At 54.6% G+C, this 25,841-nt stretch carries 22 protein-coding genes; all 22 read left to right on the forward strand.

Annotated features, from left to right (window positions below):
• Window positions 1-195 precede the first annotated feature (195 nt).
• The 22 genes from HY768_08975 (at window position 196) to HY768_09080 (ending at window position 25,838) form a co-directional block, all read left to right on the forward strand.
• Window positions 196-1,149 (forward strand): GDP-L-fucose synthase, encoded by a 954-nt coding sequence (locus HY768_08975; protein MBI4727331.1) that lies wholly within the window; start codon window positions 196-198, stop codon window positions 1,147-1,149.
• A 39-nt stretch (window positions 1,150-1,188) separates the two neighbouring features.
• Complete coding sequence (rfbF, locus tag HY768_08980) at window positions 1,189-1,962, forward strand: glucose-1-phosphate cytidylyltransferase (GenBank protein MBI4727332.1); 774 nt, start codon at window positions 1,189-1,191, stop codon at window positions 1,960-1,962.
• 11 nt (window positions 1,963-1,973) lie between these two features.
• Window positions 1,974-3,038, forward strand: a complete 1,065-nt coding sequence (gene rfbG, locus HY768_08985; GenBank protein MBI4727333.1) for a CDP-glucose 4,6-dehydratase — start codon at window positions 1,974-1,976, stop codon at window positions 3,036-3,038.
• A 13-nt stretch (window positions 3,039-3,051) separates the two neighbouring features.
• Entirely contained in the window at window positions 3,052-4,440 is a 1,389-nt protein-coding gene (gene rfbH / locus HY768_08990; GenBank protein MBI4727334.1) for a lipopolysaccharide biosynthesis protein RfbH, read from the forward strand.
• Complete coding sequence (locus tag HY768_08995; GenBank protein MBI4727335.1) at window positions 4,437-5,366, forward strand: NAD(P)-dependent oxidoreductase; 930 nt, start codon at window positions 4,437-4,439, stop codon at window positions 5,364-5,366. Before rfbH ends, HY768_08995 begins: the two co-directional genes overlap by 4 nt.
• 38 nt (window positions 5,367-5,404) lie before the next feature.
• Window positions 5,405-7,177 (forward strand): thiamine pyrophosphate-binding protein, encoded by a 1,773-nt coding sequence (locus HY768_09000; protein MBI4727336.1) that lies wholly within the window; start codon window positions 5,405-5,407, stop codon window positions 7,175-7,177.
• A gap of 102 nt (window positions 7,178-7,279) precedes the next feature.
• The gene (locus HY768_09005; GenBank protein ID MBI4727337.1) at window positions 7,280-8,296 is read left to right on the forward strand and encodes a glycosyltransferase family 1 protein; all 1,017 of its coding nucleotides are present in this window, start codon (window positions 7,280-7,282) and stop codon (window positions 8,294-8,296) included.
• Window positions 8,293-9,327 carry a hypothetical protein gene (locus HY768_09010; GenBank protein ID MBI4727338.1) on the forward strand — a complete coding sequence of 345 codons (1,035 nt, stop codon included), beginning with the start codon at window positions 8,293-8,295 and terminating at the stop codon, window positions 9,325-9,327. Before HY768_09005 ends, HY768_09010 begins: the two co-directional genes overlap by 4 nt.
• Window positions 9,320-10,765: a hypothetical protein gene (locus tag HY768_09015; GenBank protein MBI4727339.1), complete on the forward strand. Its 1,446-nt coding sequence runs from the start codon at window positions 9,320-9,322 to the stop codon at window positions 10,763-10,765. The genes HY768_09010 and HY768_09015 overlap by 8 nt, the downstream gene beginning before the upstream one ends.
• Window positions 10,758-11,792: a glycosyltransferase gene (locus HY768_09020; protein ID MBI4727340.1), complete on the forward strand. Its 1,035-nt coding sequence runs from the start codon at window positions 10,758-10,760 to the stop codon at window positions 11,790-11,792. Before HY768_09015 ends, HY768_09020 begins: the two co-directional genes overlap by 8 nt.
• Complete coding sequence (locus HY768_09025) at window positions 11,789-13,108, forward strand: hypothetical protein (protein ID MBI4727341.1); 1,320 nt, start codon at window positions 11,789-11,791, stop codon at window positions 13,106-13,108. Before HY768_09020 ends, HY768_09025 begins: the two co-directional genes overlap by 4 nt.
• Window position 13,109: 1 nt before the next feature.
• Window positions 13,110-14,297 carry a glycosyltransferase gene (locus tag HY768_09030; protein MBI4727342.1) on the forward strand — a complete coding sequence of 396 codons (1,188 nt, stop codon included), beginning with the start codon at window positions 13,110-13,112 and terminating at the stop codon, window positions 14,295-14,297.
• A complete protein-coding gene (locus tag HY768_09035) occupies window positions 14,294-15,520 on the forward strand; it encodes a glycosyltransferase family 4 protein (GenBank protein MBI4727343.1) in 1,227 nt (408 codons plus the stop codon). Before HY768_09030 ends, HY768_09035 begins: the two co-directional genes overlap by 4 nt.
• Before the next feature lie 15 nt (window positions 15,521-15,535).
• Window positions 15,536-16,117 (forward strand): GNAT family N-acetyltransferase, encoded by a 582-nt coding sequence (locus HY768_09040; GenBank protein MBI4727344.1) that lies wholly within the window; start codon window positions 15,536-15,538, stop codon window positions 16,115-16,117.
• Complete coding sequence (locus HY768_09045; protein MBI4727345.1) at window positions 16,114-17,346, forward strand: O-antigen ligase family protein; 1,233 nt, start codon at window positions 16,114-16,116, stop codon at window positions 17,344-17,346. Before HY768_09040 ends, HY768_09045 begins: the two co-directional genes overlap by 4 nt.
• Window positions 17,330-17,884, forward strand: coding sequence for a sugar transferase (locus HY768_09050; GenBank protein MBI4727346.1), 555 nt, complete (start codon window positions 17,330-17,332; stop codon window positions 17,882-17,884). Before HY768_09045 ends, HY768_09050 begins: the two co-directional genes overlap by 17 nt.
• A complete protein-coding gene (locus HY768_09055; protein ID MBI4727347.1) occupies window positions 17,884-19,722 on the forward strand; it encodes a polysaccharide biosynthesis protein in 1,839 nt (612 codons plus the stop codon). Before HY768_09050 ends, HY768_09055 begins: the two co-directional genes overlap by 1 nt.
• A gap of 207 nt (window positions 19,723-19,929) precedes the next feature.
• Window positions 19,930-21,288, forward strand: a complete 1,359-nt coding sequence (gene rseP, locus HY768_09060) for an RIP metalloprotease RseP (GenBank protein MBI4727348.1) — start codon at window positions 19,930-19,932, stop codon at window positions 21,286-21,288.
• A gap of 174 nt (window positions 21,289-21,462) precedes the next feature.
• Window positions 21,463-23,547 (forward strand): elongation factor G, encoded by a 2,085-nt coding sequence (fusA, locus tag HY768_09065; GenBank protein MBI4727349.1) that lies wholly within the window; start codon window positions 21,463-21,465, stop codon window positions 23,545-23,547.
• Between the two features lie 896 nt (window positions 23,548-24,443).
• On the forward strand, window positions 24,444-24,896 hold the full coding sequence (locus tag HY768_09070) for an SPOR domain-containing protein (protein MBI4727350.1): 453 nt from the start codon (window positions 24,444-24,446) through the stop codon (window positions 24,894-24,896).
• Between the two features lie 126 nt (window positions 24,897-25,022).
• A complete protein-coding gene (locus tag HY768_09075; protein MBI4727351.1) occupies window positions 25,023-25,325 on the forward strand; it encodes a late competence development ComFB family protein in 303 nt (100 codons plus the stop codon).
• Between the two features lie 174 nt (window positions 25,326-25,499).
• On the forward strand, window positions 25,500-25,838 hold the full coding sequence (locus HY768_09080) for a hypothetical protein (protein ID MBI4727352.1): 339 nt from the start codon (window positions 25,500-25,502) through the stop codon (window positions 25,836-25,838).
• The last annotated feature ends 3 nt before the right edge of the window (window positions 25,839-25,841 follow it).

A 25,841-nucleotide genomic window follows, 5' to 3' on the forward strand; every position in this document is an offset into this window, starting at 1 on the left:
CGTCTTCCAATCGTTTGATCTTCTTCATACCGGAAGTTTACCATATTTTTACCGGGGTTGCTATCAAAGAACTCGTTTACTGCCAACTACTTCAGCTCGCCACCAAGTTCGATTTTACCCACACTCATTGGAGAAAAGCCTTGTAGATTAACGGCAAGACAACATTATTGAAATATATCATTATGGAGGCAGGCTATGGGATGGTGGACAGATAAAAAAGTGGTGGTGACCGGGGGAAACGGTTTTCTCGGCTCGTTTCTGGTCAATGAGCTGCGGGAGAGGGGAGGCCGGGACATATTCGTACCCGATATTGCCGATTACGATCTGGTACAGCTGGATGCGGTAAAGCGTTTATATCGGGACGCCAAACCTGACATCGTCATCCATCTGGCGGCCAAAGTCGGCGGCATAGGCGCCAATCGTGAAAAGCCCGGAGAGTTTTTCTACGACAATCTGATAATGGGCGTGCAGCTGATGGAGACAGGACGCCAGGCTGGGCTGAAAAAATTCGTGGCCTTGGGGACCATCTGCTGTTATCCGAAATTCGCGGCAGTGCCGTTCAAGGAGGATGATGTATGGGACGGCTACCCCGAGGAAACCAATGCCCCCTACGGCCTGGCCAAAAAAATGATGCTGGTGCAGTCCCAGTCTTACCGGCAGCAGTACGGATTTAACTCGATATTTTTAATGCCGGTCAACCTGTATGGCCCCCGGGATAATTTTGATCCCGGATCATCGCATGTGATTCCCGCTTTGATCAAAAAGATACACGATGCCCAGACCGCCGACCAGAAGGAAATCATCGTCTGGGGTACCGGAAAAGCCACCCGGGAATTTTTATACGTTGAGGATGCGGCCAGGGCCATGGCGCTGGCTTCGGAAAAGTATGAAAAGTCCGATCCGGTCAATATCGGAGCGGGCTTTGAAATATCAATCAGGGATCTGGTGGAACTGATAGCCCGGCTGATGAATTACACCGGTAAAATAGTTTGGGATGCCACCAAACCGGACGGCCAGCCCCGCCGGATGCTGGATACTTCGCGGGCCGAACGGGAGTTCGGGTTCAAGTCGACCACCACTTTCGAGGAGGGATTGAGGAAAACAATTGGCTGGTATGTACGGCAACGGGAACAAGGGCTGCCGCAATAATCTAAAATTCGACACGAAAAAATATATTGAATGGGTTGTATGAAAGTTGTTATTTTAGCAGGGGGGCAGGGAACAAGGATCAGCGAAGAAACCGCGGTCCGTCCCAAACCGATGGTGGAGATCGCCGGCAAGCCGATCTTATGGCATATCATGAAAAGCTATTCCCAGCACGGCTTCAATGAGTTTGTCATCTGCCTTGGATTCAAAGGGTACATGATCAAAGAATATTTTTCCAATTACTTTCTGCACACCAGCGATGTAACGTTTGACATTATGAACAATGCCATGGAGGTTCACCAAAAGTACGCCGAGCCATGGAAGGTCACTTTGGTGGACACCGGAACGGAAACCATGACCGGGGGCCGCATCAAACGGGTCTCTCCCTATATTGGCGGCGAGCGATTCATGCTGACCTACGGCGATGGTTTGGCGGATGTCAACCTGTCAGAATTATACCGTTACCATCAGCAGCAAGGTTGTGCCGCGACGGTCACCACGGTGCAAACCGTTGGGCGTTTTGGGGCATTATCATTGGGTGCGGATAACCGGGTGATGAGTTTCCGGGAAAAGCCGGCCCAGGACGACGGCTGGATAAACGGGGGTTTTTTTGTGTTGGAGCCAGAGATCCTGGAACGGATTGCCGGTGACGGCACGGTATTTGAAAAGGACCCTTTGGAGAGCTTATCCGCTGAAGGGCAACTGGCGGCATACAAGCATTATGGTTTCTGGCATCCGATGGATACCTTGAGGGATAAAAATTACCTAGAGGAGCTTTGGAACCGGGGGAAGGCTCCTTGGAAAACCTGGAAGTGAAAGGCTGGTAAATGAATCCATCTTTTTGGAATGGGCGGAAAGTATTGTTGACCGGTCATACCGGTTTTAAGGGATCGTGGCTGTCACTGTGGCTGCATCAGATGGGAGCCAAGGTCTCCGGCTATTCCCTGGAGCCGCCGACCAAACCAAGTTTGTTTGAGCTGTGCCATCTAGGCCAACTAGTTGATTCAACCATCGGCGATATTCGCAATGCCGAGCTGCTGGCCCAGAAAATGTCAGCAGCGGGACCAGAGATTGTCATTCATATGGCGGCCCAGTCTCTGGTGCGTAGATCATACCAGGAGCCGGTGGAAACATTTTCGGTGAATGTTATGGGAACTGTCAATTTGCTGGAGGCCGTCCGAACCACCGGATCGGTACGGGCGGTCATCAATGTCACCACCGACAAGTGCTACGAGAACAAGGAATGGCTGTGGGGGTATCGCGAAAACGAACCGCTGGGGGGCCATGATCCATATTCCGGCAGCAAGGCCTGCTCTGAGCTGGTTACCGCAAGCTATCGCACTTCTTTTTTTGGCCAGGATGGCAACAGCCCCGGGGTTTCGGTAGCTACTGTCCGGGCCGGTAATGTGATCGGCGGGGGGGACTGGTCGGAAGACCGCCTCATCCCCGATTGCATCCGGGCCATGGTGAAGGGGGAAAAAATAATTGTCCGGAACCCCGGCGCACAACGTCCCTGGCAGCATGTGTTGGAGCCTCTTTCCGGGTACCTGACCCTGGCGGAAGCAATGTTTCATGGAGATTCGGCATATGCCGGAGCCTGGAACTTTGGTCCGGATGACCGAGACATGAAACCGGTGGAATGGATCGTTAAATACATGTGCCGGGAATGGGGGAATGAGGCCGGTTATACGATTGCGGAAGAGAAAGGCCCGCATGAAGCGGGGATTCTGAAATTGGACAGCACCAAGGCCCGGAGCCGTCTGGGGTGGCATCCCCGATGGAATCTGGAAGCTGCCCTATCTAGGATCATTGATTGGACCAAAGCCTATGTTCGCCAGGACGACCTAAATGAGGTTTGCCATAAACAGATAACCGAATACTTAAACAGCTGACGGCAGGAGGATCATGCCAGCAAAAACAAACACGGCGGCAGCCGTGCGCAAGAGGATATTACACGAAGTTGCTGCTTATTACCGGTTGGCGCATAAAAAACACGGTTTATTTGTCCCCGGAGAGCGGATAGCCTATGCCGGCAGGATGTATGATCATCATGAAATGACGGCCTTGGTGGATTCCGCCCTTGAATTCTGGCTGACCACGGGGCGCTTTGCCGGTGATTTTGAAAATAAGTTTGCTGCCTTTTTGAACAGCAAACATTGCAGTCTGGTCAATTCCGGTTCGTCGGCCAATCTGCTGGCGTTTGCGGCGCTGGCTTCACCGCTGCTCGGGAAAAAGAGGATACGGCCGGGAGATGAGGTCATTACCGTGGCCGCCGCTTTTCCAACCACGGTGGCCCCCATTCTGCAATTCGGCGCCACGCCGGTCTTTGTGGATGTCTCACTGCCGTCATACAACATTGACTGCGATCTGCTCGAAACCGCCCTGACCAGGAAAACCCGGGCAGTCTTTTTGGCCCATACCCTGGGCAATCCGTTCAATATTAAGATCATAAAGAGGTTTTGCGAGACCCACAACCTGTGGTTGATCGAAGACAATTGCGATGCGTTGGGGTCGAAATATTGTCTGAACGGGGCGTGGCGGTATACCGGGACGTTTGGCGATCTGGGCACGTCAAGTTTTTATCCGCCGCATCATATGACCATGGGAGAAGGGGGGGCGGTGTATACCGACAACCTGCTGCTGAAAAGGATCGTGGAATCGCTCCGCGATTGGGGGCGCGACTGTTGGTGCCCGTCGGGAAAGGATGACACCTGCGGAAAACGGTTCAGCCGGGCCTATGGAGAACTGCCGCTGGGTTACGACCACAAATACGTTTATTCGCACTTTGGGTATAATCTGAAAGCCACCGAGATGCAGGCTGCCGTGGGTTGCGCTCAATTAAAAAAGCTGCCCCGATTCGTAGAATCAAGAAAAAGGAACTGGGATATTCTGCGGCAGGGCTTGTCGGATCTGGCAGAATATTTTATTTTGCCGGAACCGACACCAGGATCGGATCCCAGCTGGTTCGGTTTTCTTCTGACGGTACGGACCGGGGCCGGCTTTACCAGGGAGCAGATCGTGCGTCATTTGGAATCTCACAACATTCAGACCAGAATGCTGTTTGCCGGCAATATTCTCCGGCAACCCTGTTTTGACGAATTCAGGAAAGCGGGTAAGGGATACCGGGTTGTTTCTGCGATTTGCGGCGGAAAGTCATCGGGGAAAATCAAAAATGTTCTGCCGGTCACCGACCAGATAATGAGGGATACATTTTGGATCGGAGTGTATCCGGGAATGACCCGGGGAATGCTGGCGCACATGATCGACACCATCAGGGAGTTTGTAAACCAATGAAAGTGCTGGTAACCGGGGCAACAGGATTTGTCGGAGCCTGCCTTACCCGGCGCCTGGTGGCCATTGGCCATGATGTCCATATCTGCCTCCGGCCCCGGTCGGACAGATGGCGGATCAAGGACCTGAAGCCTGACATCAAGGAACACCTGGCCGATCTGCGGGACGCCGATGTGATTATGAATGCGGTCAGCCAAATACAACCGGAAGTGGTCTTTCACTTGGCGACCCATGGTGGATTTGCCGGTCAATCGGAATCGGCGGATATCCTGGAAACAAATATTCTGGGAACCGTAAATCTCCTGAGAGCCTGCGAAAAGACAGGCTTCAACTGTTTCATCAATACCGGCAGCTCCTCCGAATACGGCCCAAAAACTGAGCCGATGAACGAAAATGACCCGTTGTATCCTGTGGGAGATTACGGGGTCTCCAAAGCGGCGGCCACCTTGTATTGCCGGTCCGAGGCGGTCCGGAAGAAACTGCCGATCCTGACCCTGCGGCTGTTCTCCCCCTACGGACAATGGGACGATCCCCGCCGGTTCATCCCCTACGTCATCAAATCGCTGCTGCGGGGCGAATCCCCGGAGCTGGCCTCGCCCAACTCAGTCCGGGATTATATCTTTATTGATGATGTAATTGACCTGTTCTTGAAAGCCGCCGCGATCCCCCGGCCGGGCGGGATATTCAATGTAGGAAGCGGGCAACAGCATACGACAGGCGATGTCGTTGGGATGATAGCGGAGAACATCGGCCAGGGGGCAGTGCTGCTTTGGGGGAAACTCGACCCGCCGCGGCTGGAGCCGCTCCGCTGGGAAGCGGATACGGCCAGCGTCAAAAAATCATACGATTGGGATCCCGCCACCCCGCTGGCCAAAGGCCTGGTGAAAACCGTAGAATGGTTCCGGACGCACCTGGAATTGTATCCCTGACCCAAAACCGCAATACTGACGACGGGTGAAAAGCGCATATGAAGCTTTCTGATTATGTAATTGATTTCATAGCCGGCCAGGGCGTGGCCCATATCTTTGAATTGGTCGGCGGCGCGATCACGCACTTGGTTGACTCGACGGTCGACCGGAAAGATATTACCTGCGTGTCCGTGCATCACGAGCAGGCGGCGGCCTTCGCCGCCGAGGGCTATGCCCGGATCAACGGAAAACTGGGGGTGGCCATGGCCACCAGCGGCCCCGGCGCGCTAAACCTGCTGACCGGAATCGGCAGTTGTTATTTTGACTCTGTGCCCTGCCTGTTCATCACCGGACAGGTTAATACCTATGAATACAAATTCGACCGGCCGGTCCGGCAGGTCGGTTTTCAGGAAACGGATATTGTGAGCGTGGCCAGGCCCTTGACCAAGTATGCGGAGATGGTCACTGACGCGGGTAAAATCAGGTATCACTTGGAAAAGGCGGTATATTACGCCCAGTCCGGCCGGCCCGGCCCGGTATTGCTTGACATCCCCATGGATATTCAGCGGGCCCAGATTGAACCGGAAAAATTGGAAAGTTTTTTCACCAGTGGCGAATTTCTGACGATGCAAAATGAAACCGTTCTTTGCCAGGAATCAGATATTGAGGAAGTGGTCCGGCTCATTTCAGAAGCCCGGCGCCCGGTCATCCTGGCCGGAGGAGGGGTAAGAGCCGGGGATGCGGTAAGGGAGCTTGGTCTGCTGACGGAAAAAACCGGCATTCCCGTAGTGACATCCCTGATGGGAATTGACGCCGTTCCCGGGGACAATCCCCGCTGCTTTGGAATGATCGGGGTGTACGGAAACCGGTTCAGCAATCTTGCCGTGGCCAACTGCGACCTGCTGCTGGTGCTCGGTTCCCGTCTGGACACCCGCCAGACCGGAACCCGTCCGGAAACCTTTGCCCGGGCCGCTAAAATAGTCCATGTCGATGTCGACAAACATGAACTGGATTCGAAAGTTAGGACCCACCTGGCAATTCAATGCCAGGTCAAGGAATTTCTGGAGTCGATCAATGACAGATTGAAGGCTTATATTAAGCCCGACCTGGCTCCGTGGTATTCTGTCGTCAGTAGATACCGGAAAAAATACCCCACTAGATCGCCGGAACCAGAGGGCAGCGCCCTTGACCCGAACCATTTCCTGGAGATCCTTTCCGGGCACTGCGGGATTGGCGACATAGTTTGCATCGATGTGGGCCAGAACCAGATGTGGGCGGCCCAGTCTTTCCGGCTTAAGGATGATCAGCGGATGCTTATTTCCGGCGGGATGGGCTCGATGGGTTTTGCCCTTCCGGCAGCGCTGGGAGCCGCCAAAGCAGCTCCCGGTAAACGGGTGGTGGTGATATCGGGCGACGGCGGGATACAGTTGAACATCCAGGACCTGGATACCATCGTCAGCCATCATTTGCCGGTCAAGTTAGTCGTTTTGAACAACGGCTGTCTGGGCATGGTGCGGCAGTTTCAGGACATGTATTTTGACGGGCGCCAGCAATCGACAGTTGTAGGGTACCACTGCCCCGACCTGATGAAAATTGCCGAAGCTTATGGTCTGCCGGTCAGTACTATATCCTCGTTGGAGAGGGTTGAGGAAGCCGTAGGCCGGTTTTTCGATTCCGAAAAGCCGGCGTTCCTTGAGGTGAAGATCGCCCAGGATAGCTGTGTCAACCCAAAATTACTGGTGAACTGTCCAATTGAGGACATGTCCCCGCCGTTGGAACGGGATCAACTGGAAAAAGAGATGGTAATAAATTGTAAGGGGCAGGAGAAGTGACAAATACCAGGCTTGCCGCAATATTAATCAGATGGGGTGCAACAACTCGAATAAAATCACAAATCCGGGTAAGGGTATAAATTGGTTGAGGAAGCGTAAAGAATGAATGCAAAGAATAAGTGGAATAAGAAAATACTGGCGGTGCTCCTGGAGTGGGATTATGGAGACCGGAGACGGGGCCCATCCCTGGAGCGCGAGTTTTTTTATAAGAATTTGTCAGCCCTGGCGGCCCAGGTCGAGCCCTTTTGGTATGATGACCATCTCAACGATCCTCCCGGTCTGCAAAAACAATTGATCAACAAAGCCACCGATTTTAACCCAGACCTAATATTTTTTGTCCCCTATCAGGACCAGTTCAGCCCCCAGACATTGGATTATCTCAAAAGTCGTTGGCCGACTATGGCCTGGTTCGGAGACGACAGCTGGCGTTTCGAGACCTATACCGCAAAAAATGCGCCGCACTACTCATATTCAGCCACCACAGATATTTTCAGCGTCACCAAATACCAGAAACTTGGGATCAATCCTATCGCCACCCAATGGGCCGGACAAGGCGGCGACATGAATCTGGGGCCGGTCCCGCCGGTATCATATGATCACCAGGTTTCATTCGTGGGCGGGAACAACTTGTTCCGGTCATGGTACATAAAGAGGCTGGAGACCCTGGGAGTAAAAGTTGACTGTTTTGGCGCCGGGTGGCCGGCGGGCAAGGTTTCTTTTGACCAGATGAACAGGATATTCTACAAATCCAGGATCAACCTCAACCTCTCCAACAGCGTTAACCAAGACATTCGCTTCATACTAAGCGGTCCCGGCCCCCTGGTCAACTACCTTAGGTCCGGCAAAAGGTATGAGCAGATGAAAGCCCGCAATTTCGAAATTCCCTTAGCCGGGGGTTTTCAGTTGACCAATTATGTGGCCGGTCTTGAAAACTATCTTAAAGTTGGGGATGAAGTTGCGGTGTATGCCACTCCGGAAGAGTGTGCCCAGCAGATAAAATATTATCTGGCAAATGAAGAGAAGCGCCTGAACATTGCGATCAACGGGCAACGCAGGGCCCAGGGGGAACATACGTATTACCACCGCCTGGAAGCCCTATTGAAAGCAATATGGAAATGAAAAAATTTGCTGTTTGGACCGGCCCACTTTACAGCAATAATGAGATCTTTAATCCTTCCAGCGCAGTAAACAGGGATGACTGCCTGGCGGGGTTCAGGTTGCTGAGCGCCGAGCTGTTGGCCAAGGGCTGGGAATGCTCCACCCAGGATGTTTTTAGGGCCCGGGGCGCTGTCCCCGAGGTGATCCTTTTCCTGGATATTCCCAGGGAACCAATAGCACGGCTGACAGGTGACTGGGCTGGGAAATCAAAATGCTGGCTTCTGCTGCAGGAACCGGCCACCATAGTGCCCCAAAATTGGGATTTTCAGCGGCATGAGCAATTTGAAAAAATTTTCACCTGGGACGACAAATTGGTGGATGAAGACAAATATTTCAAGATCAACTATGCCGTGAATCATGCCTTAGCCATTACCCCTGACACCTCCAGCAAGGAGAAGCTTTGCACCCTCATCGCTGGACAGCACAAATCGCAACATCCGGATGAACTTTACTCCGAGCGGGTGAAGGCGGTGAGGTGGTTTGAACGGAACCACCCGGAAGATTTTGACCTCTACGGCCGCGGCTGGGAGGAATACCTTTTCCCGGGGCCGGGAGTGCTGAAAATCCTGAATCGGCAGAGCCTGCTGCGCCCCATGCGCCGGCTGCTGGCCCCCCGCTTTACCTCCTACCGTGGGCCGGCGGAGACAAAGACGGAGGTGCTTAAAAGGTATAAGTTCTGCATCTGCTATGAAAACATCCGGGGCCTTGAGGGGTACATCACAGAAAAAATATTCGATTGCTTTGCCGCCGGATGCGTGCCGGTCTACTGGGGGGCGGAGAATATCATCCGGCACATCCCCGGTGATTGCTTTATCGACAAACGCCTTTTCCCCAATTACGCGGAACTGTACCGCCATCTTGCTGGCCTAAGTGGCCAATCCTATGTGGAATACCTGACAAACATAACGCACTTTTTAAGAAGCGAACAGGGATATATGTTCACCCCCCAGAAATTTGCGGCCACTATCGCCGGCGGCACCACCGATGGATAGGAATATTATCGTAATTGGCACAGGCCGGGTGATGCAGATTGTCCTTAGCCTGGTCTCGGTGCGTTTGTTCACCATGCTGCTTAGCCCCAGCCAGGTGGGAAATCTGTTTTTGATAAATTCCATCATAGCATTTTTTGGCCTGGTGTTGATAAATCCTGTTGGCATGTATCTGAACCGGAGGCTTCACCATTGGTTTTCCCGCGGCCGGATGCCGGACGTGTTCTTTGTATTCAATCTGTATCTGATGGGCGTGTCCTTAGTATCGTTGCCCATCGTATTGTTTTTGACCAAAGTATTGCATGTCGGAAGCGGCTTGAATGTAATGGTTTTGATGACATTTGTCATGATGAACATCTATGTCAGCAGCTGGAACCAGACCATTATCCCCGCTCTGAATATGCTGCAGCATCGCAAAAGTTTTGTGGCGTTCAGCTTGCTGACGACGATAATCGGTCTCGCTTGTTCCGTGATATTTGTTAGCCTGATTGAAAGGGGAGCCCTATGGTGGCTGCTGGGGCAGGTCTCCGCCCAATCAGTCGTGACCATAGCAGCTTTTGTCTATTTTCACAAAATTACCCGGGCCAAGATATCCCGGGGGATTGCCAGGAGAAACTATAGTCCCGGCAACATCAAGTATGCCTTCAACTTCGTTTTGCCGCTGGCAGTTACCACGCTGTTCTGGTGGTTGCAGAACCAGTCGTACCGTATGATCGTCGAACACATCGTCGGACTGGAGTATCTGGCCATGATAGGACTGGGGTTGTCGATTGCCGCCAATATTTCAGCCGCGGTGGAATCACTGGTCCAGCAATTTTACTACCCAATATACTATGGCCAGATAAACACCGATGATAAGGCGACCCGTCAGACCGCCTGGGAAAAGATGGCCGGTTTCACCTTGCCCATATATGTCAGCACGGCAATTTTTGCGGCGCTTCTTTCTCCGTTTATAGTAAGCGTGCTGGCTGGTCCCAGGTACCAGGGCGTCACGATCTATGTGGTGATAGGCGCTTTGATAGAGTTGTTCCGGGCATCATCGGGTCTGCTGGCCAGCGTGGCCCATGCCGAATTGAAGACCAGATATTTGGTCAAACCGTACTTTATCGGCGCCCTGTGCGCAGTGGCGGGCGTGTATTTCGGGGCCCGCCAATTGCATTCTCAAGTATTTATACCCTTAGCGTTGGTCCTAAGCGGCTTTATGGTGATGATTGTGATGTTTTTTGAAATGAACAGGGTTATGCCCATTCAATTTAACTGGCCGGCGCTGGCCCGTTCATTTCTGATGTCCCTCCCGCTGGTGGCTGTCTTGGCGGCATATCACCTGTCCCAAAGCCTGGTGGTATCCGTTGCCGTCTGTGCCGTGTCTGGAATATATTTCATCGGATCTCAATACCTGATGCTTAAAGGCTCATTTGGCGGGGGAAAAGCCCATGGGTAATGTTTCCCAAGCCCCTTTGGTTTGCATCTGCCTGCCGACCTATAATGCCGGGTCAACCATAGCAGAAACCCTGGAATCACTGGTTTCACAGCGCTACCATCCGTTTAATATATTTGTGGTTGACAACGTGTCAACCGACGATACCGTTTTGATCGTTAGGAAATATGCCTCCCGGTACCAGAACATCCAGGTGCATTGCTTCGATGAAAATATCGGAGCCGAGGGAAATTTTAACCGTTGCATCCGGCTGACCAAAGGCAAATACACCGCCATCTATCACTCCGATGATTTATATGACCCCTGGATCATTGAAAAAGAAGTGGCTTTTCTCGAAACTTATCAGTCAGCCGGGGCGGTGTTCACCACGGCTGTGATCATTGACGGCGTTGGGAGGCAAATCGGAGTCCGCAAAATACCCGGGGCCCTGGCTAAAAAACATCCGCCGGTCTACGGATTCGAAGAGATATTCAAATCCATGCTGATGGCAGGTAATTTTCTGATAACACCTTCGGCCATGGTGCGAACCAGCATGTACCGGGAGACTATCCGGCAGTGGGGCGGAAAACAGTATGCGTCATCGGCTGATCTGGATGTCTGGCTCAGAATAGCCCTGGCCGGTCAAATCGGCATCATTAATGAACAACTGCTGAAGTACCGGATGAGTCCGGTCAGTTTTACTTATAGATCGTCCCGATCGGAGACCAAACGCGACGACCTGTTTTTGGTGCTGGATCAATACGCAGCCCGTTATCCCCAGGTGCTTTCCCGGGACGATCTGAACAACTATCGTTTGTTAAACATTCACCGGGATGTGGTGCGTTCAGTGAACTTGATCATCGATAACGATCCTCGCCAGGTTCGGGCCCGGTTGAAAGGCCTTTTTTCTTGGCAGGATTTACGAGCCTCATTCGTTTCCCTGAGGCGCATGAAAATATTAACCACGGGTCTTATTCTTTACATGATGTCATTATTTACGCTTAGCCCGGGCCTGCGTCGTTTCATTTACCAGTTGCGGTTTCGACAATGATACTGGCCGGGAAAGACAGCTCGATTCCGGTATCGCAGGATGTCGAGCGGGAGTTATTGCCACCAGCCACAATGGCGGTAAAGAAAAGGCCATTGCTGCTGCTGCTGCTGTGGTTGATCACCACGGTATTGCTTTTTATTTTCGGACCCTACAGTTACAGCTTTGGGAACAAAATCCAACTGTACACATATCTGGCTGCGGTTCACATTGCGTTGTATGCCGGGTACTGTCTGGGGCTGCGGACCAAACCGCAGCGGCCCAAAGTAATCCTGAAAGGGCTGGCCCTGGCAAAAATAAGCCTGCTGTTTTCAGGGGTGCTGCTGATGGTCAACCTGCTCTGCACCGGCGGCGGAGACATTGGAAGGCTGGCTCTGGCAATAAAGGACCCTGGTGCCGCTTATGCGGCGGGGAGCACCAAAGGAGGGGTCTCGATCTTCAACTATATCGGAATATTCTCAGCCCCGGTATCAATGATGTCCTTCGTGCTGGGAACCTATTATTGGGCCCGATTGCGGGTGGTGTATAAAATATTACTGGCAAGTTTATTTGCAACGGCCATATTATCGAGCATCGGAGCTTCGGTTCGGAGCACGATAATCATCACCGGGCTTTACGCGGCGGCGGCATTTGGGGCAGCCTATCAAAATAAAATCATCCATGTTACTTCCAGGGCAAAACTGATGCTGGTTGTTGTACTGGTGTGTGCCACGGTGGTGTTTTTCAAATATTTTGCCTTTTTAACGGAAAATCGGCAGCAGGGCGACAACCGGCTGCGCAACCCCTTGACGAACGAAATGCCGGCGCAGGATCATCCGATGTATAAAATATTACCCGAGGCCTGGCATAACACCTATACCATAGCGGCATTTTACATTTCACATTCCTACTACCGGCTGGCCCAGGCGTTGAATATGCCGTTCATAGGCATCGGATGGGGCGCAAGCAATTCAGCTTTTTTGGTCCGCAATATTGTCCGGCTGACCGGCTGGACCGAGTTTGAAAATTATTCCTACGGCATGCGTTTGGACCGGATGACCGGATACGGCGATTTTGGACTGGCCTGGTCAACCATCTACACCTGGATCGCCTCCGATGTCACCTTTCCCGGGAGCGTGTTGATCATATTTATGATCGGCTATTTCTTTGCCCGGGCCTGGACAGGCGTTCTGGAGCAACGGGGCCCATTATCAGTCATGGCCTTCGCCTGTTTCGTGATCATTGTTTTTTCTTTTCCGATGAATAACCCGCTGCAAGACGGTCCGGGAATCAGCACTTATTTTGGGATACCATTTTTATGGTGGCTGAACAGGGGATGATGTGAATAAAACTAATTCGACAAAACGGATACTCATCAACGCTGTCAACCTGACCGGAGCCGGCGCCCGGTCGATAGGCCTCAGTTTGATCCCCAATCTGGTCAGATTGCATCCGCAATGGCATTTTTGCATACTTGTTCCGGATGAAGAAGAGTTCCGTTCCCTGCCATTGTTTGACAATGCGGAAATATTGTTTGAAAAACGGCGGCGGGTGGTGAACAATGACATTCTCCGGTTATGGGAAATATTCTGGCAAATCCCTCGTTTGGCGGAAAAAAAGAAGGCCAAGGTGTGTCTGACCCTTGGCGACATCAATCCGGCCGGCCTTCCCTGCCCGGGGGTGGTGTTTGTGCAGCAGGCCCTGCTGGCCTATGAACAGAAGGAACATCCAGGGGTCCAAACCTGGCCTTGGGGGAAACGATTATGTATGCAAAAGCTGTTTTCATATACTGTTAGATCATCGGAGGCAGTCATTGTGCAGTCGGCCGTCATGGCCCAGCGGCTCCACCAAAAATATAAGATCCCGCTTCGAAAGATTCAGATAATACGCCAGCCGGTTCCCCAGGCCCTCCGGGAGGCGGCGCTGGCGGCGGCTCCGAACCAAGTAATGGCTGGCCACAAGAATAACATCAAATTACTTTTTCTGGCGAAAGCATATCCCCATAAAAATCATGCGATTTTAGCAGCAGTGGCCCAGGAATTACGGAGGCGGGACCTGGCCGGCCAGGTCCGAATTTATACGACGATTGAGGGCGAGGCGGAAGCCCGACTGGCAAAAGAAGTTTTACAGAACCACGGAGATGTGATCACGAATTTGGGAGCCTTAAAGGCGACAGAGGTGGCTGGGGCATTCAAGGCGGCATCCGCGCTTTTTTTGCCGACCTTGATAGAAAGTTACGGCCTGATCTATCTGGAGGCCATGACCTTTGGGCTGCCGATTTTGACCTCGGACCGCGATTTTGCCAGGGAGATGTGCCGCGATCAGGCCATTTATTTTGACCCCCACGATCCCTTGTCCATTGTTGATGCAATTCAAAACCTTCCGGCCTTTAGGAAAGGACACCAGGTTAAAAACAATGCCACTGCCGGGGCCGGGCGGTTTCCATCGGACTGGAAACAGGTGGCCCGCGGGTTTATGAATGTCGTCCAGCAGGCCCTGGCGGAAAAGGAACGCGGTTTGACCCCATGAAAACTGTGTTAATCTGCCAGTATTATCCGCCGGAGCAGGCGCCCATCGGGGTGATGCTCCGTGAACTGGCCGGGGATATGGTGAAAAACGGCCACCAGGTGACCGTGGTGACAGGTTTTCCCAACCATCCGGCAGGGATAATCTTTCCCGGTTACAGCCGAAGACTGTTCAGCGTATCTTGGGATGGCGGGGTCAAGGTGATCCGGTGCTTTCTTCATATCTCGCCCCGCAAAACCATCTTCGGACGGCTGTTGAACTTCGCCAGCTTCGGGATCACCTCCTTTCTGGCGGTGCTGTTCTTGGAAAAACCTGACCTGATGCTGGTTGTGTCCCCCCCCCTGTCCAACGGCCTTACGGCCATGATGCTCAAGGGACTTAAAGGGTGCCGCTATATCTTCAACGTCCAGGACATCTATCCCGACGCCGCCGTGAATGCGGGGGTGGTAAATAATTCACGGCTGATAGGCCTGCTGCAAAAGCTGGAAATGACCATTTACCGCAAGGCCCACAAGGTGACGGTGATCTCCGAGGGTTTCCGGGATAACCTGGTAAAAAAGGGCGTGCCGTCCGGAAAGGTCGAGATCATCTACAACTGGATAGACGCCTCCGAGATCGCTCCCCAACCCAGGGAAAATGATTTTTCCCTGAAGCAGGGGCTGAATGACAAATTCGTGGTGCTGTACTCGGGGACCATCGGGATAGTATCGGGGGCGGAGATAATGCTGGAGTGCGCCCAAAGCCTGAAAGGCAACCGGGACATCGTTTTCCTGATGGTGGGGGAGGGGGTGGTCAAGGACCGGATCAGGGACGCCGCCTTAAAAAGGGGCCTGGACAACATCAGGCTGCTGCCATTCCAGCCCCGGGAGATGTTATCCGGGGTGATCTCCAGCGCCGGCATCGCCATAGTGACACTGGGAAAAAACAAGGGAAAAAGCTCGGTTCCCAGCAAATTATTGGGATACATGGCGGCGGCCAAACCGGTGGCGGCCAGCCTGGACCCGGACAGCGACACGGCCAGGTTCATCGCCCGGGCCGGGTGCGGTCTCTGCGTTCCGGCCGGGGACGCCCGGGGCCTGACCGAAGCGATCCTGGCCCTGTACCGCGATCCGGCCCGAAGGCTGAAGCTGGGCCAGAACGGCAGGCACTTCCTGCTGAAACACGGCGAGCGGAAGGCCGCCACGCTGAGATACCAGAAACTGATGGAAGAATGCGCCGTCCGGTAGGATATGATACGAAAAATGACGCCAAACGATGTGGACCAGGTGGTCCAGACCCACCTGCAAAGCTTTCCCGGATTTTTCCTGAGCGAGCTGGGTCCCAAATTCCTGTCCCGGTACTACCGGGCGGTGTGCTCCGATCCCAGCGGCATTGCGCTGGTGGGGCTTGATCAAACCGGACGGGTGGCCGGGTTCGTGGCCGGGACCGCCAACCCCAGAGGTTTCTACTCCAGGCTCTTGAAAAAACAGTGGGTGATGTTCGGCTGGGCCTCCCTTCCGGCCGTGACGAGAAACCCCTCAATCATCGTGCGGTTGCTGGGGGCCCTGAACCATCCTGGTGAAAACCCGGCGGGCAATGAGATGGCCGGACTGTACTCGATCGGGACATCTCCCGAAGCCCAGGGCCTGGGCTGGGGCGGGAAACTGGTGGCGGAATTCCTGAAAACGGCCAGGGACAAAGGGTGCCGGAAGGTTTTTTTGACCACCGACCGCGACGGCAACGACGGGGTCAACCGGTTCTACCAGAAAAATGGATTCACCATAAAACGGCAGTTTGCAACACCCCAGGGACGCCGGATGAACGAGTACTGGACAGACCTATGATGAATAAAAACATGGCGGCAAATTTTCTGGATCAGACAACCCAGCTGGCCATGGTAGGGTTCGTGGCCTCGCTTCCGGTGTCCATCGCCTTCACTCAAAGTTCACTGTTCGCGGGCTGGGTGGCCTGGCTCTTGAAATGCTTGGTGGAAAAACGGTGGAACGGTTTCAAGACCCCGCTGGACTTGGGCATCGGGCTGTTTCTGGCCTCGGCGTTGCTTTCCACCGTCTTCTCGCTTTCCCCCTGGGAGAGCTTCATCAGCCTTAAAAAATTCTACCTGCTGTCGGCAGTGTATTTCACAGGGTTCAATGTAAAGAGCCCGGCCCGGCTGCTGGAACTGGTCAAGCTGTTCCTGGGGATGACGGCCCTGACCGGGGTCTACGGCCTGGTGATGTTCTGGTTTGGATACCAGCCGAGGCTTTTGGCCGCCCAGGGAATGGCCATGACCTCAGGCGGAATATTCATGATGGCCGGTCTGCTGTCTTTGGCCTGGATACAATACCAGCTTGGGTCGCCCGGCCGGCGGCAGCGGCTGCACTCCCTGGCCGCTGCGGCCCTGCTGGCGGCCAGCCTGATCCTTACCCGAACGGTCAGCTCCTGGTTCGGTTTTGTGATGGGTTTTCCGGCCCTGATCAGGTCATGGAAAAGGAGGACGGCGGTATTTTTGTTGGCCGCGTTGCTTTTGGCCGGGGTTTTTTACAGCGCCAACAATTACCAGATGTCATTTAAGTTATATTCCGGGAACAAGGCCACCTCCTGGAACATGAGGTTGGGTTTTTGGCGGATGGGATGGCAGCTGATCAAGGAACGGCCGGTGCTGGGAACGGGATCGATAGACCTGGGCCAGATACTGAAGGGGATGCGGACCGCCGAAGACGAAAAACTCTGGCAGGGGATACCCATGGGCGGACACCTGCACAACAATTTCATCCAGATCGCCGCCACCCGGGGGTTTGTAGGCCTGGCCGCTTTCCTGTTCATGTGGTTCTCTATTTTTGCGCTGGCGGCGAAACTGATGGGATCCAGATCCCGCCTGACCGGCATATTTGCCGGGGGGATCATGGCGGCGCTGACAGGTTTTCAGATTAACGGACTGGCGGAATGGAATTTCAGCGACTCGGAGGTGGTGACCATCGTCTGGGTGATGGCGGGACTGCTGCTGGCGCTGCACCGCTTTAATATTGACGGAATTTTGAAGGACGAGCCAAAGAAACATGAAGCGGTTATTTGACATAATGGCATCCTGCGGGGCCCTGATCTTCCTGCTGCCCCTGATGGCCCTGGTGGCGCTGGCCATAATCATTGATTCCCGGGGCGGGGCGCTTTTCCTGCAGGAGCGGACGGGATTGAACGGAAAACCCTTCAAAATATTCAAGTTCCGGACCATGGTCCCCAATGTCGAAAACAAGGGGCCCCTGCTGGCCGTCCGTAACGATCTTCGGGTGACCAGGGTGGGGAAATTTTTAAGACGCTGGAGCCTGGACGAGCTCCCCCAGCTGTTCAACATCATCAAGGGGGACATGAGTTTGATCGGACCCCGGCCCGAGATCCCGGCACTGGAGGCGGAATGGTCGCTCTGGCAACGCAAGGTGCTTCAGGTCCGCCCCGGCCTGTCCGGTTTTGCCCAGATTATGGGCCGCGACGACCTGCCGATAGACACCAAGCTGAGGTTGGACAGTTATTATATCCGCCATATGAGTTTTTGTTTTGATCTTTGGATAATCTGGAGAACCTTAGTGATAGTATTAACCGGAAGGGGAGCATTTTAATGAATCTGCTGGAAAGAAAATTATGGCGACTGGTGCTGATAGATGCGTTGCTCTTGACACTATCCCTGTGGGGGGCCTTTGCCCTGCGCTTTGAAGGGAACATTCCGGACATCTTTAAGTCCAATTTAATTTTGATAGCCGCTTGCGTCACCCTGGTCAGGATGGCCATCTTCTGGTATCTGGGGGTCTACAAGGGGGTGTGGCGCTACACCGGGATGACCGACTTGCTGACCATCCTCAAAGCCATCTCGCTGGGTTCGATCATCATTTTAGCCGTCACCTGGGCCGTAGTGCCCGGCCTGGGCTACCCCCGCAGCGTGATCATCATAGAATGGCTGGGGGACGTGATGTTGATCGGGGGGATTAGAATGGTATTCAGGCTGTGGTCCCAAGGACGGCTGAAAGCCGCGGCCAAAGACAAGGCCTGCAGCCGGGTGCTGATCGTGGGGGCCGGGGACGCCGGCGAGATGGTGGCCCGGCAAATGCTGGCCCACCCGGAATACGGCTATCAGCCGGTGGGGTTCGTGGACGACGATCCCCTAAAGCAGGGCAAAAAGATCCATGGCATAACCATCGGCGGGGGGCGGAAAGACATCTACAAACTGGTGGAGCAGAAGGAGGCCGACGCCATAGTGATCGCCATCCCCTCGGCCCCGGGGCCGGTGGTCAAGGAAGTGGTGGAGCAGTGCCAAAAGGCCAAGCTTAAATTCAAGATAATCCCGGGCATCAAGGAGATCATCTCGGGCGAGGTCGGCATCAACCAGATAAGGGACATCGAGCTAGAGGATCTTTTGCGCCGGCCGGCCATCAACGTCAACCTGGAGGAGATAGCCGGGTATCTGTCCGGCAAGAGCGTCTTAGTAAGCGGGGCCGGCGGCTCCATCGGCTCCGAGCTCTGCCGCCAAATCGCCTCCTTTAAACCGGGCAGACTGCTATTGGCCGGCAAGGGCGAGAACAGTCTCTATCACATCGCCTTTGAGCTGGCCCAGAGATCGAAGACAGTGAAACTGGAGACCCTGATCTGCGACGTGGGCGATGCCCCAAGGGTGAACTGCATCTTCAGCCAATATAAGCCGGAGGTGGTCTTTCACGCCGCCGCCCACAAGCACGTTCCGATGATGGAGCAGAATCCTGGCGAGGCCGTCAAGAACAATATCTTCGGCACCAAGACCCTGGCCGAGGCGGCTCTGGCCCACGGGGCCGAGCGGTTCGTGCTGGTCTCCACCGACAAGGCGGTCAACCCCACCAGCGTGATGGGGGCCACCAAGAGGATCTCGGAAAAGGTGATCATGGGCTTCAACGGCCAGAAGAAGACCAAGTTTCTGGCGGTGCGCTTCGGCAACGTGCTGGGCTCAAGCGGCAGCGTGGTGCCCCTGTTCAAGAAGCAAATCGCGGCCGGGGGGCCGGTAACGGTCACCCATCCCGACATGAAGCGCTACTTCATGACCATCCCCGAGGCGGTGCAATTGGTGATCCAGGCCGGGGCCATGGGCCAGGGCGGGGAGGTGTTCGTGCTGGACATGGGCCAGCCGGTGAAGATCGTGGACCTGGCCCGCGACATGATTAAGCTCTCGGGGCTGGAGCCGGAGACAGACATCGGGATAGAGTTCACCGGGTTGCGCCAGGGGGAAAAATTGTACGAAGAACTGTTGACTGCCGAGGAGGGGATCAACACCACCAAACACGCCCAGATCTTCGTGGTCAAAGGCAAACATGCCAGACTGAAGGACCTGCCAAAACTTTTGCCCCAGTTGTATAAGGCCGCGGTGACGGGGCAAGAAGACAAGGTGGTGGCCGCCATCCAAAAAGTGATACCAACCTTCAGGAAAGACGCCTGACCTTCTGTCCGCGGACCACGCGAAAAATTCTCAAACGGGGCACAGGCCTTATTTTCACATGGAGCCACCAAGACTAAGGCACACCCAGCATTACCGTATTAACGGAAAATCAACATTTGTAAAGTGTAAGCCTGTTATCCGAAAGCGGAAGAATTGCTTTTCTTGGAAAATTAAATTATTTTGGGAATCAATACGGAGAAAAATTAAATGATCATCACCATTCTGGCAACGCTGTTCGTGCTGGGCGTTCTGGTCTTCGTTCACGAACTTGGCCATTACTGGGCGGCCCGGAAAGTCGGGATCAAGGTCCTGAAATTCTCGCTGGGGTTCGGCCCCAAACTCATAGGCTTCAAAAAGGGCGACACGGAATATCTGATCTCGGCCCTGCCACTGGGCGGTTATGTCAAGCTGGCCGGGGAGGACGCTTTCGAGGACAATTATCAGGTAAAGCCCGGCGACTATATGGCCGCCTCCTGGTGGGGCCGGGCCCTGATGTCCTTGGCCGGCCCGGGGGTCAACCTGATATTCGCGTTTCTGCTGTTCATCCTGATCGGTTTCGCCGGGATCCGCGTACCGGACTTTGCTCCGGTGGTTTCCAAAGTTCAGGACGGCACGGCGGCCCAGCGGATGGGGATCCGGCCGGGCGATGTCATCGCCTCTATCCAGGGCCGGGAGATAAGCTCTTGGCACCAGATTCAGACCGTCACCGACAGCCTGGTAAAATCCAAATCCGCCGACAGCCTGATCGTGTCGGTGAACAGGGAAGGAAAGGTCAGCGTGCTCCGAGCCTCTTCTTCCCCCGGAAAACCGTGGCATTTGGGCCTGGAGCCCAGCGCCCAGCCCCAACTGGGCGAAGTTTCTTCGGGCGGGCCGGCCTATCAGGCCGGGCTTTCCCAGGGAGACCTGATATTGGCGCTCAACGGCCAGCCGGTCAAAAGCTGGGATGAGATGCGCTCCATCATCTACAAAAACGCCGACAAGGAAGTCGGCCTAAAAGTCCTGCGCCAGAGCGATACCTTGAACTTAAAAGTTGTTCCCCTGGAGCAGGATTTGCCCGGCTACGGCAAGGTAGGAATGATAGGCGTTGCGCCGGTGGAATTCGGCAGTTATAAGATCAGGTTAGGCCCGGGAGAAGCCGTGGCGGCGGGCTTTTTGAATACCGTCAGCCTGGTGGGCCGCATCTATGGCTGGTTGGCCAAGATCGTAAGCAAGCCCCAAAATGCCAAGCAGCTGGGCGGCGTACTGATGATGGGTCAGATGGCCGGCCCGGCCGCCAAGAAAGGCTTTTCCGACCTGTTGTTCCTGATGGCAATGTTTTCCATCAGCCTGATGGTGGTCAATCTTCTTCCTTTGCCGGTGTTGGACGGCGGAGTGATTTTCTTCTGCCTGCTGGAGGGCTTGCGCAAAAAGCCTTTGTCTAACAAAGTGCAGATGGTGATCCAGCAGATCGGGTTCGGGGTGATCATCGCCCTTTTTTCATGGACCATATTCAACGACAGCATGAGGATATTCAACCGCCAGGCGGCGCTGAAGGGCCAGGGGCAGCAGATCGAACAGGAGAAGTGAAGCAATTAGCAGTGAACAATTAACAATTATAGAATTGAAGTCAAGAACAAGTTTCCCATTTATTTTGGCACTTCCCATTTGATTATTGACTTTTATGCGGCAAGCTTGTTATAATCAATTTTCTTTAGCCAAAATAAATATTTCACATATTTTACATTAGGGGAGGAACTTTTTTTGAAAACCTACACTGCCGAAAAGATCCACAACTTAGCGCTGGCCGGTCATGGCGGCTGCGGAAAAACAACTTTGGCCGAGGCTTTGATGCATCTGGCCCGGCCGGCCGAGCGGCTGGGGCGGGTGGACGACGGCAACACCATGTTCGATTTTGATCCCGATGAGGTGGCCCGCAAGATCTCCATCTCCTCCAGCCTGGCGGCCTGCGAATACGGGGACCACAAGATAAACATCATCGACACCCCGGGCTATGCCGACTTCGCCGGCGAGGTCAAGGCCGGCATCAGGGTGGCCGACTGCGCCGTGATCGTGGTCCAGGCGGTTTCGGGCATCGAAGTGGGCACCGACAAGACCTGGAAATACGCCGACGAGCTGAACCTGCCCCGGGCCCTGTTCATTACCCGGATCAAAAAGGAGCACTCCGACTTTTACCGAACACTGGAACAGGCCCAGGACATGTTCGGCAATCACCTGACCGCCCTGACCCTGCCCTTGGGCGAGCAGGTAAATCTCAAAGGAGTGATAGACCTGACCCGGATGAAGGCCTGCTCCGAGGAGAACGGCAAATACGCCGAGGCCGAGCTCCCGGCCGAGCTGGCTGACACGGCCAAGAAATTCCGGGAACGGCTGGTGGAAGCCGCGGCCGAGACCGACGACGCCCTGATGGAGAAATACCTGGGAGGCGAGGCCCTGACCGAGGCCGAGATAGCCAATGGTTTAAGGTCCGGCATCGCCAACCAGAAGATAGTGCCGGTGTTCGCCGGCGACGGTTATTTTGAAATAGGCATCAAATCATTTGCCTCCATAGTCAATGCTTCCTTCCCGACGGCCGCTAACCTTCAAACGGTCAGCGCGGTCAAGGCCAGCAGCGACGAGGAGGTCACGGTCAAGTGCGACCCGGCCGGGCAGCCGTTGGCCTTCATATTCAAGACCTCCATCGAGCCCCATGCCGGTAACCTGAATTTCTTCCGGGTCTATTCCGGGTCGGTGGAAACCGGCATCGAGCTTTACAACTGCTCCCGGGGCAAGGCCGAGAAATTCGGCCAATTATTCTATCCCCTGGGCAAGGAGCGGAGCGAAGCCTCAAAGATCGTCACCGGCGACATCGGGATCGCGGTCAAATTAAAAGATTCCGGCACCGGAGACACCATCGGCCAGAAAGCACATCCCTACTTGCTGCCGGCCATCATCCAGCCCAAGGCCTCCATCTCCATCGCGGTGGAGCCAAAATCCAAGGACGACGAAGGCAAGCTGACCACCGGCCTTTCCAAGATCCGGGACGAGGATCCCACCTTCGGCTACGGCTACGTGCCGGAGATCCGCCAGACCCTGATCTACGGCCTGGGCGAGCTTCACCTGGACCTGATGGTGGGCCGCCTGAAGCGGAAGTATAATGTGGAGGTCACCCTGTTCAAGCCCCGCATTCCCTACCGCGAGACCATCACCAAGAAGGTGGAGCATTCCGAATACAAGCATAAAAAGCAGACCGGCGGTCACGGCCAGTACGGTCACGTGGTGCTACGGTTGGAGCCGCTGCCCCGGGGCTCGGGATTTGAGTTTGAGGACGCCATCGTGGGCGGGGTCATCCCCAATAACTTCATTCCCTCGGTGGAAAAGGGGGTGCGGGCGGCCATGAACGAGGGGGCGGTGGCCGGTTATCATATAGTGGATGTCAAGGCCACCCTGCATTTCGGCTCCTACCATCCGGTGGATTCGGCCGGCACCAGTTTTGAGATTGCGGCGGTCCATGCCCTTAAGAAAGGCGTGCTGGACGCCAGCCCGGTGCTGTTGGAACCGGTGATGAAAATAGAAGTGATGGCTCCCGAAGAGTTCGCCGGCCAGGTGATGGGCGACCTCAACTCCCGGCGGGGCCGGATCCAGGGGATGGAATCGGCCAAGGGGATGCAGGTGGTCAAGGCCACCGTGCCCCAGGGCGAGATGTACAAGTATTCCATCGCGCTGCGCTCCATGACCCAGGGTCGGGGCAGCTTTGAGATGGAGTTCTCGCATTACGAGGACGTGCCTTTCGAAACCACCCAGAAGATCATAGCCGAGGCCCAGAAGGAAAAAGGGGAGAAGAAATAACCCACCCTCTTAACCACAAAGGCACCAAGACAAAAAGAGCTTATCCTCAAATAACAATTTGGGCATAAACGGCTGCAAAACCGCCATACTGCGTCACGCTCATTCACCGTATCGCTGTGGATACGCTTCACTCGCGTTCCTGGTCTGGCATGGTTCGACAGGCTCACCACATGCCTGATGCCGTCGCCCAAAGCCGTCATTATGCAAGCAGGCTATGGCGTCGGGCGAAGCTTCGGCACTCAAGGAAGCCAAATATTGGAGCGTAAGCGGATGGCGCTTTCAGCCAACCTGCCTGCGGGCTATAGCCTGCCTTCGCCGAGTGCCTCCGCTAAGGCCTTCGCTGAAGCTACGGCCTTCAAGGGTAGACAAGCATGCAGCGTAAGCGAAAGCTACGGCACTTGAAGAAGGCAAGCATGGTAGCGACAGCGGAAGCGGATGTTCGGCTCCAGGCAGGCCCTTCGGCGGGCGTAGGCCTGTCCGCCGACTTGCTTGCCCCGCCCCGCCCCGCCAAAGGCGAGGCTCTGGCTTGCAGCGGGGCCATGGGTTGTGGCGGTGGTCCGCCATAGTAGCAACGAAGGAGGAAGCGTGAACGAAGGAGAAAGGCTGATCCGCCGTGCTTGCGCCCCGCCGTTGGCGGGGCGCAAGCACGCCATGCCCCGCCTAAAGGCGAGGCTCCCCCGCCTTACTTCGGGGTAAACGCTATTGCGGGGCCGTGGGCAGGCGTGGAGGAGAAGAAGACGTACAGGTTAACGTAAGCGAATTAACAGGATTTTTTCTTGGGAGCGAATCACGGAATAACGGAATATCAGGAAACACGGGAATTAAATCTTGGGCAATATATTCACAGGGTTTCCAGTCACATATTCTTAGCACAGCACAGGAGGTCTACTTAAGGAATGAAACACAAAATTCTTTTGGCTGTGGCCCTGCCCCTGCTTTTAGCAGGATGTTTCGGCAACAAGCAGGAAGTTCAAAAGCCTTTGGGCGAACCGGTGGCCGAGGCTCCGGCCAAGACCCCCTTCCCGGAACAACCGCCCGTTCCCGCCCCGGCCCCGCAGGATAACTCGGGCATGACAGTGCTTTCCGGCAGCAAGGGCCCAGTGCAGCAGGTCTACGGATGGAGGGTGCAGTTGTTCGTCTCCGGCTCCATCGAGAATGCCCGCCGGGTGGCCGAGGAAGCCCGCTGGAAATTCGAGGACCAGCAGATTTACATCTCCGAATCCCTGCCTTATTACAAGGTCCAGGCCGGCAACTGCCTGACCCGCCAGGATGCCGACAATCTTAAAACCCGGGCCAAAGTCCTGGGCTATCAGGGATCGTTTGTGGTGGAGATGGATCTTACCCGCTGATGCCGGGCAAGCTAAAGAATGAAAAACACCCGGACCGGCTCCCGAAGGAATTGAAAGTCCAGAATTAAAAAACATTTTCGATTCAAACTGGACCTTTAGAAATCAAATCCACTCAATGGAGGGATTATGCCCAAACTCACCAACTACATGGAACGGATAGTCAAGGATGAGCTTTCCCGGGTGATGCTGTCCCGGCCCGGGATCTGTTGCTGCCGGGTCTGCCAGCTGGACGTGACGGCCCTGGCCCTGAATCAGCTCCCGTCGCAATACGTGGTCAGCGAGGGAGGCCACATCCACACCATGGTCAACATGGCCCACGACCAGTTGAAAACCCAGGTGCTGGTGGCCATCGTCAACGCCATCAATTCGGTCAGCACCCATCCCCGGCACAAGCAGAAAAGAGGGCTTAACATCCTCACCCGGCGCTGAGTCCATGCCAATCGATCAGAATTGGGTTCAGTCCCAAAAGTGACGATTCTTTCTTAAAACTGTTGACAAACCGTGAAAATTAAAGTATTATGTTTTTCGGATGGTGTTCCCGCCGGGCGCCGATCTGCCGGGGGCCTTCGAAAGCAAGGACAAAAATATTTACGGAAGAGGCTCATGACTTATTTCAAAAGCTACATCAAGAATAAGATCGTGCCCCAAAAGTGCTGGGACGATATCTTTGAACTGCTGGCCAGCGTCAACAGCCCGGAGGTGGAGGACTGGCTGGAGGAGCGGGGGCAAAGCGGCTTTACCATCGAGGAGTTCATTTATTTCCTGAATTCACTGGACGAGGACGAGATACGGGACTGGCTGTGGGAACACCGGGAGGATTTCTCGGCGGTGCTCTCCCGGCCCTCTTTCAATTTTGACGACAGCCGGATGGTGGGCTCCAACAACCGCTGGTGCAACGTGCTGTTTCTGTCGGCCAACAAAAGATCAGATATAAAGGAGTAAATT

This window comes from candidate division TA06 bacterium, assembly GCA_016208585.1.
Taxonomy (GTDB): domain Bacteria; phylum Edwardsbacteria; class AC1; order AC1; family EtOH8; genus UBA5202.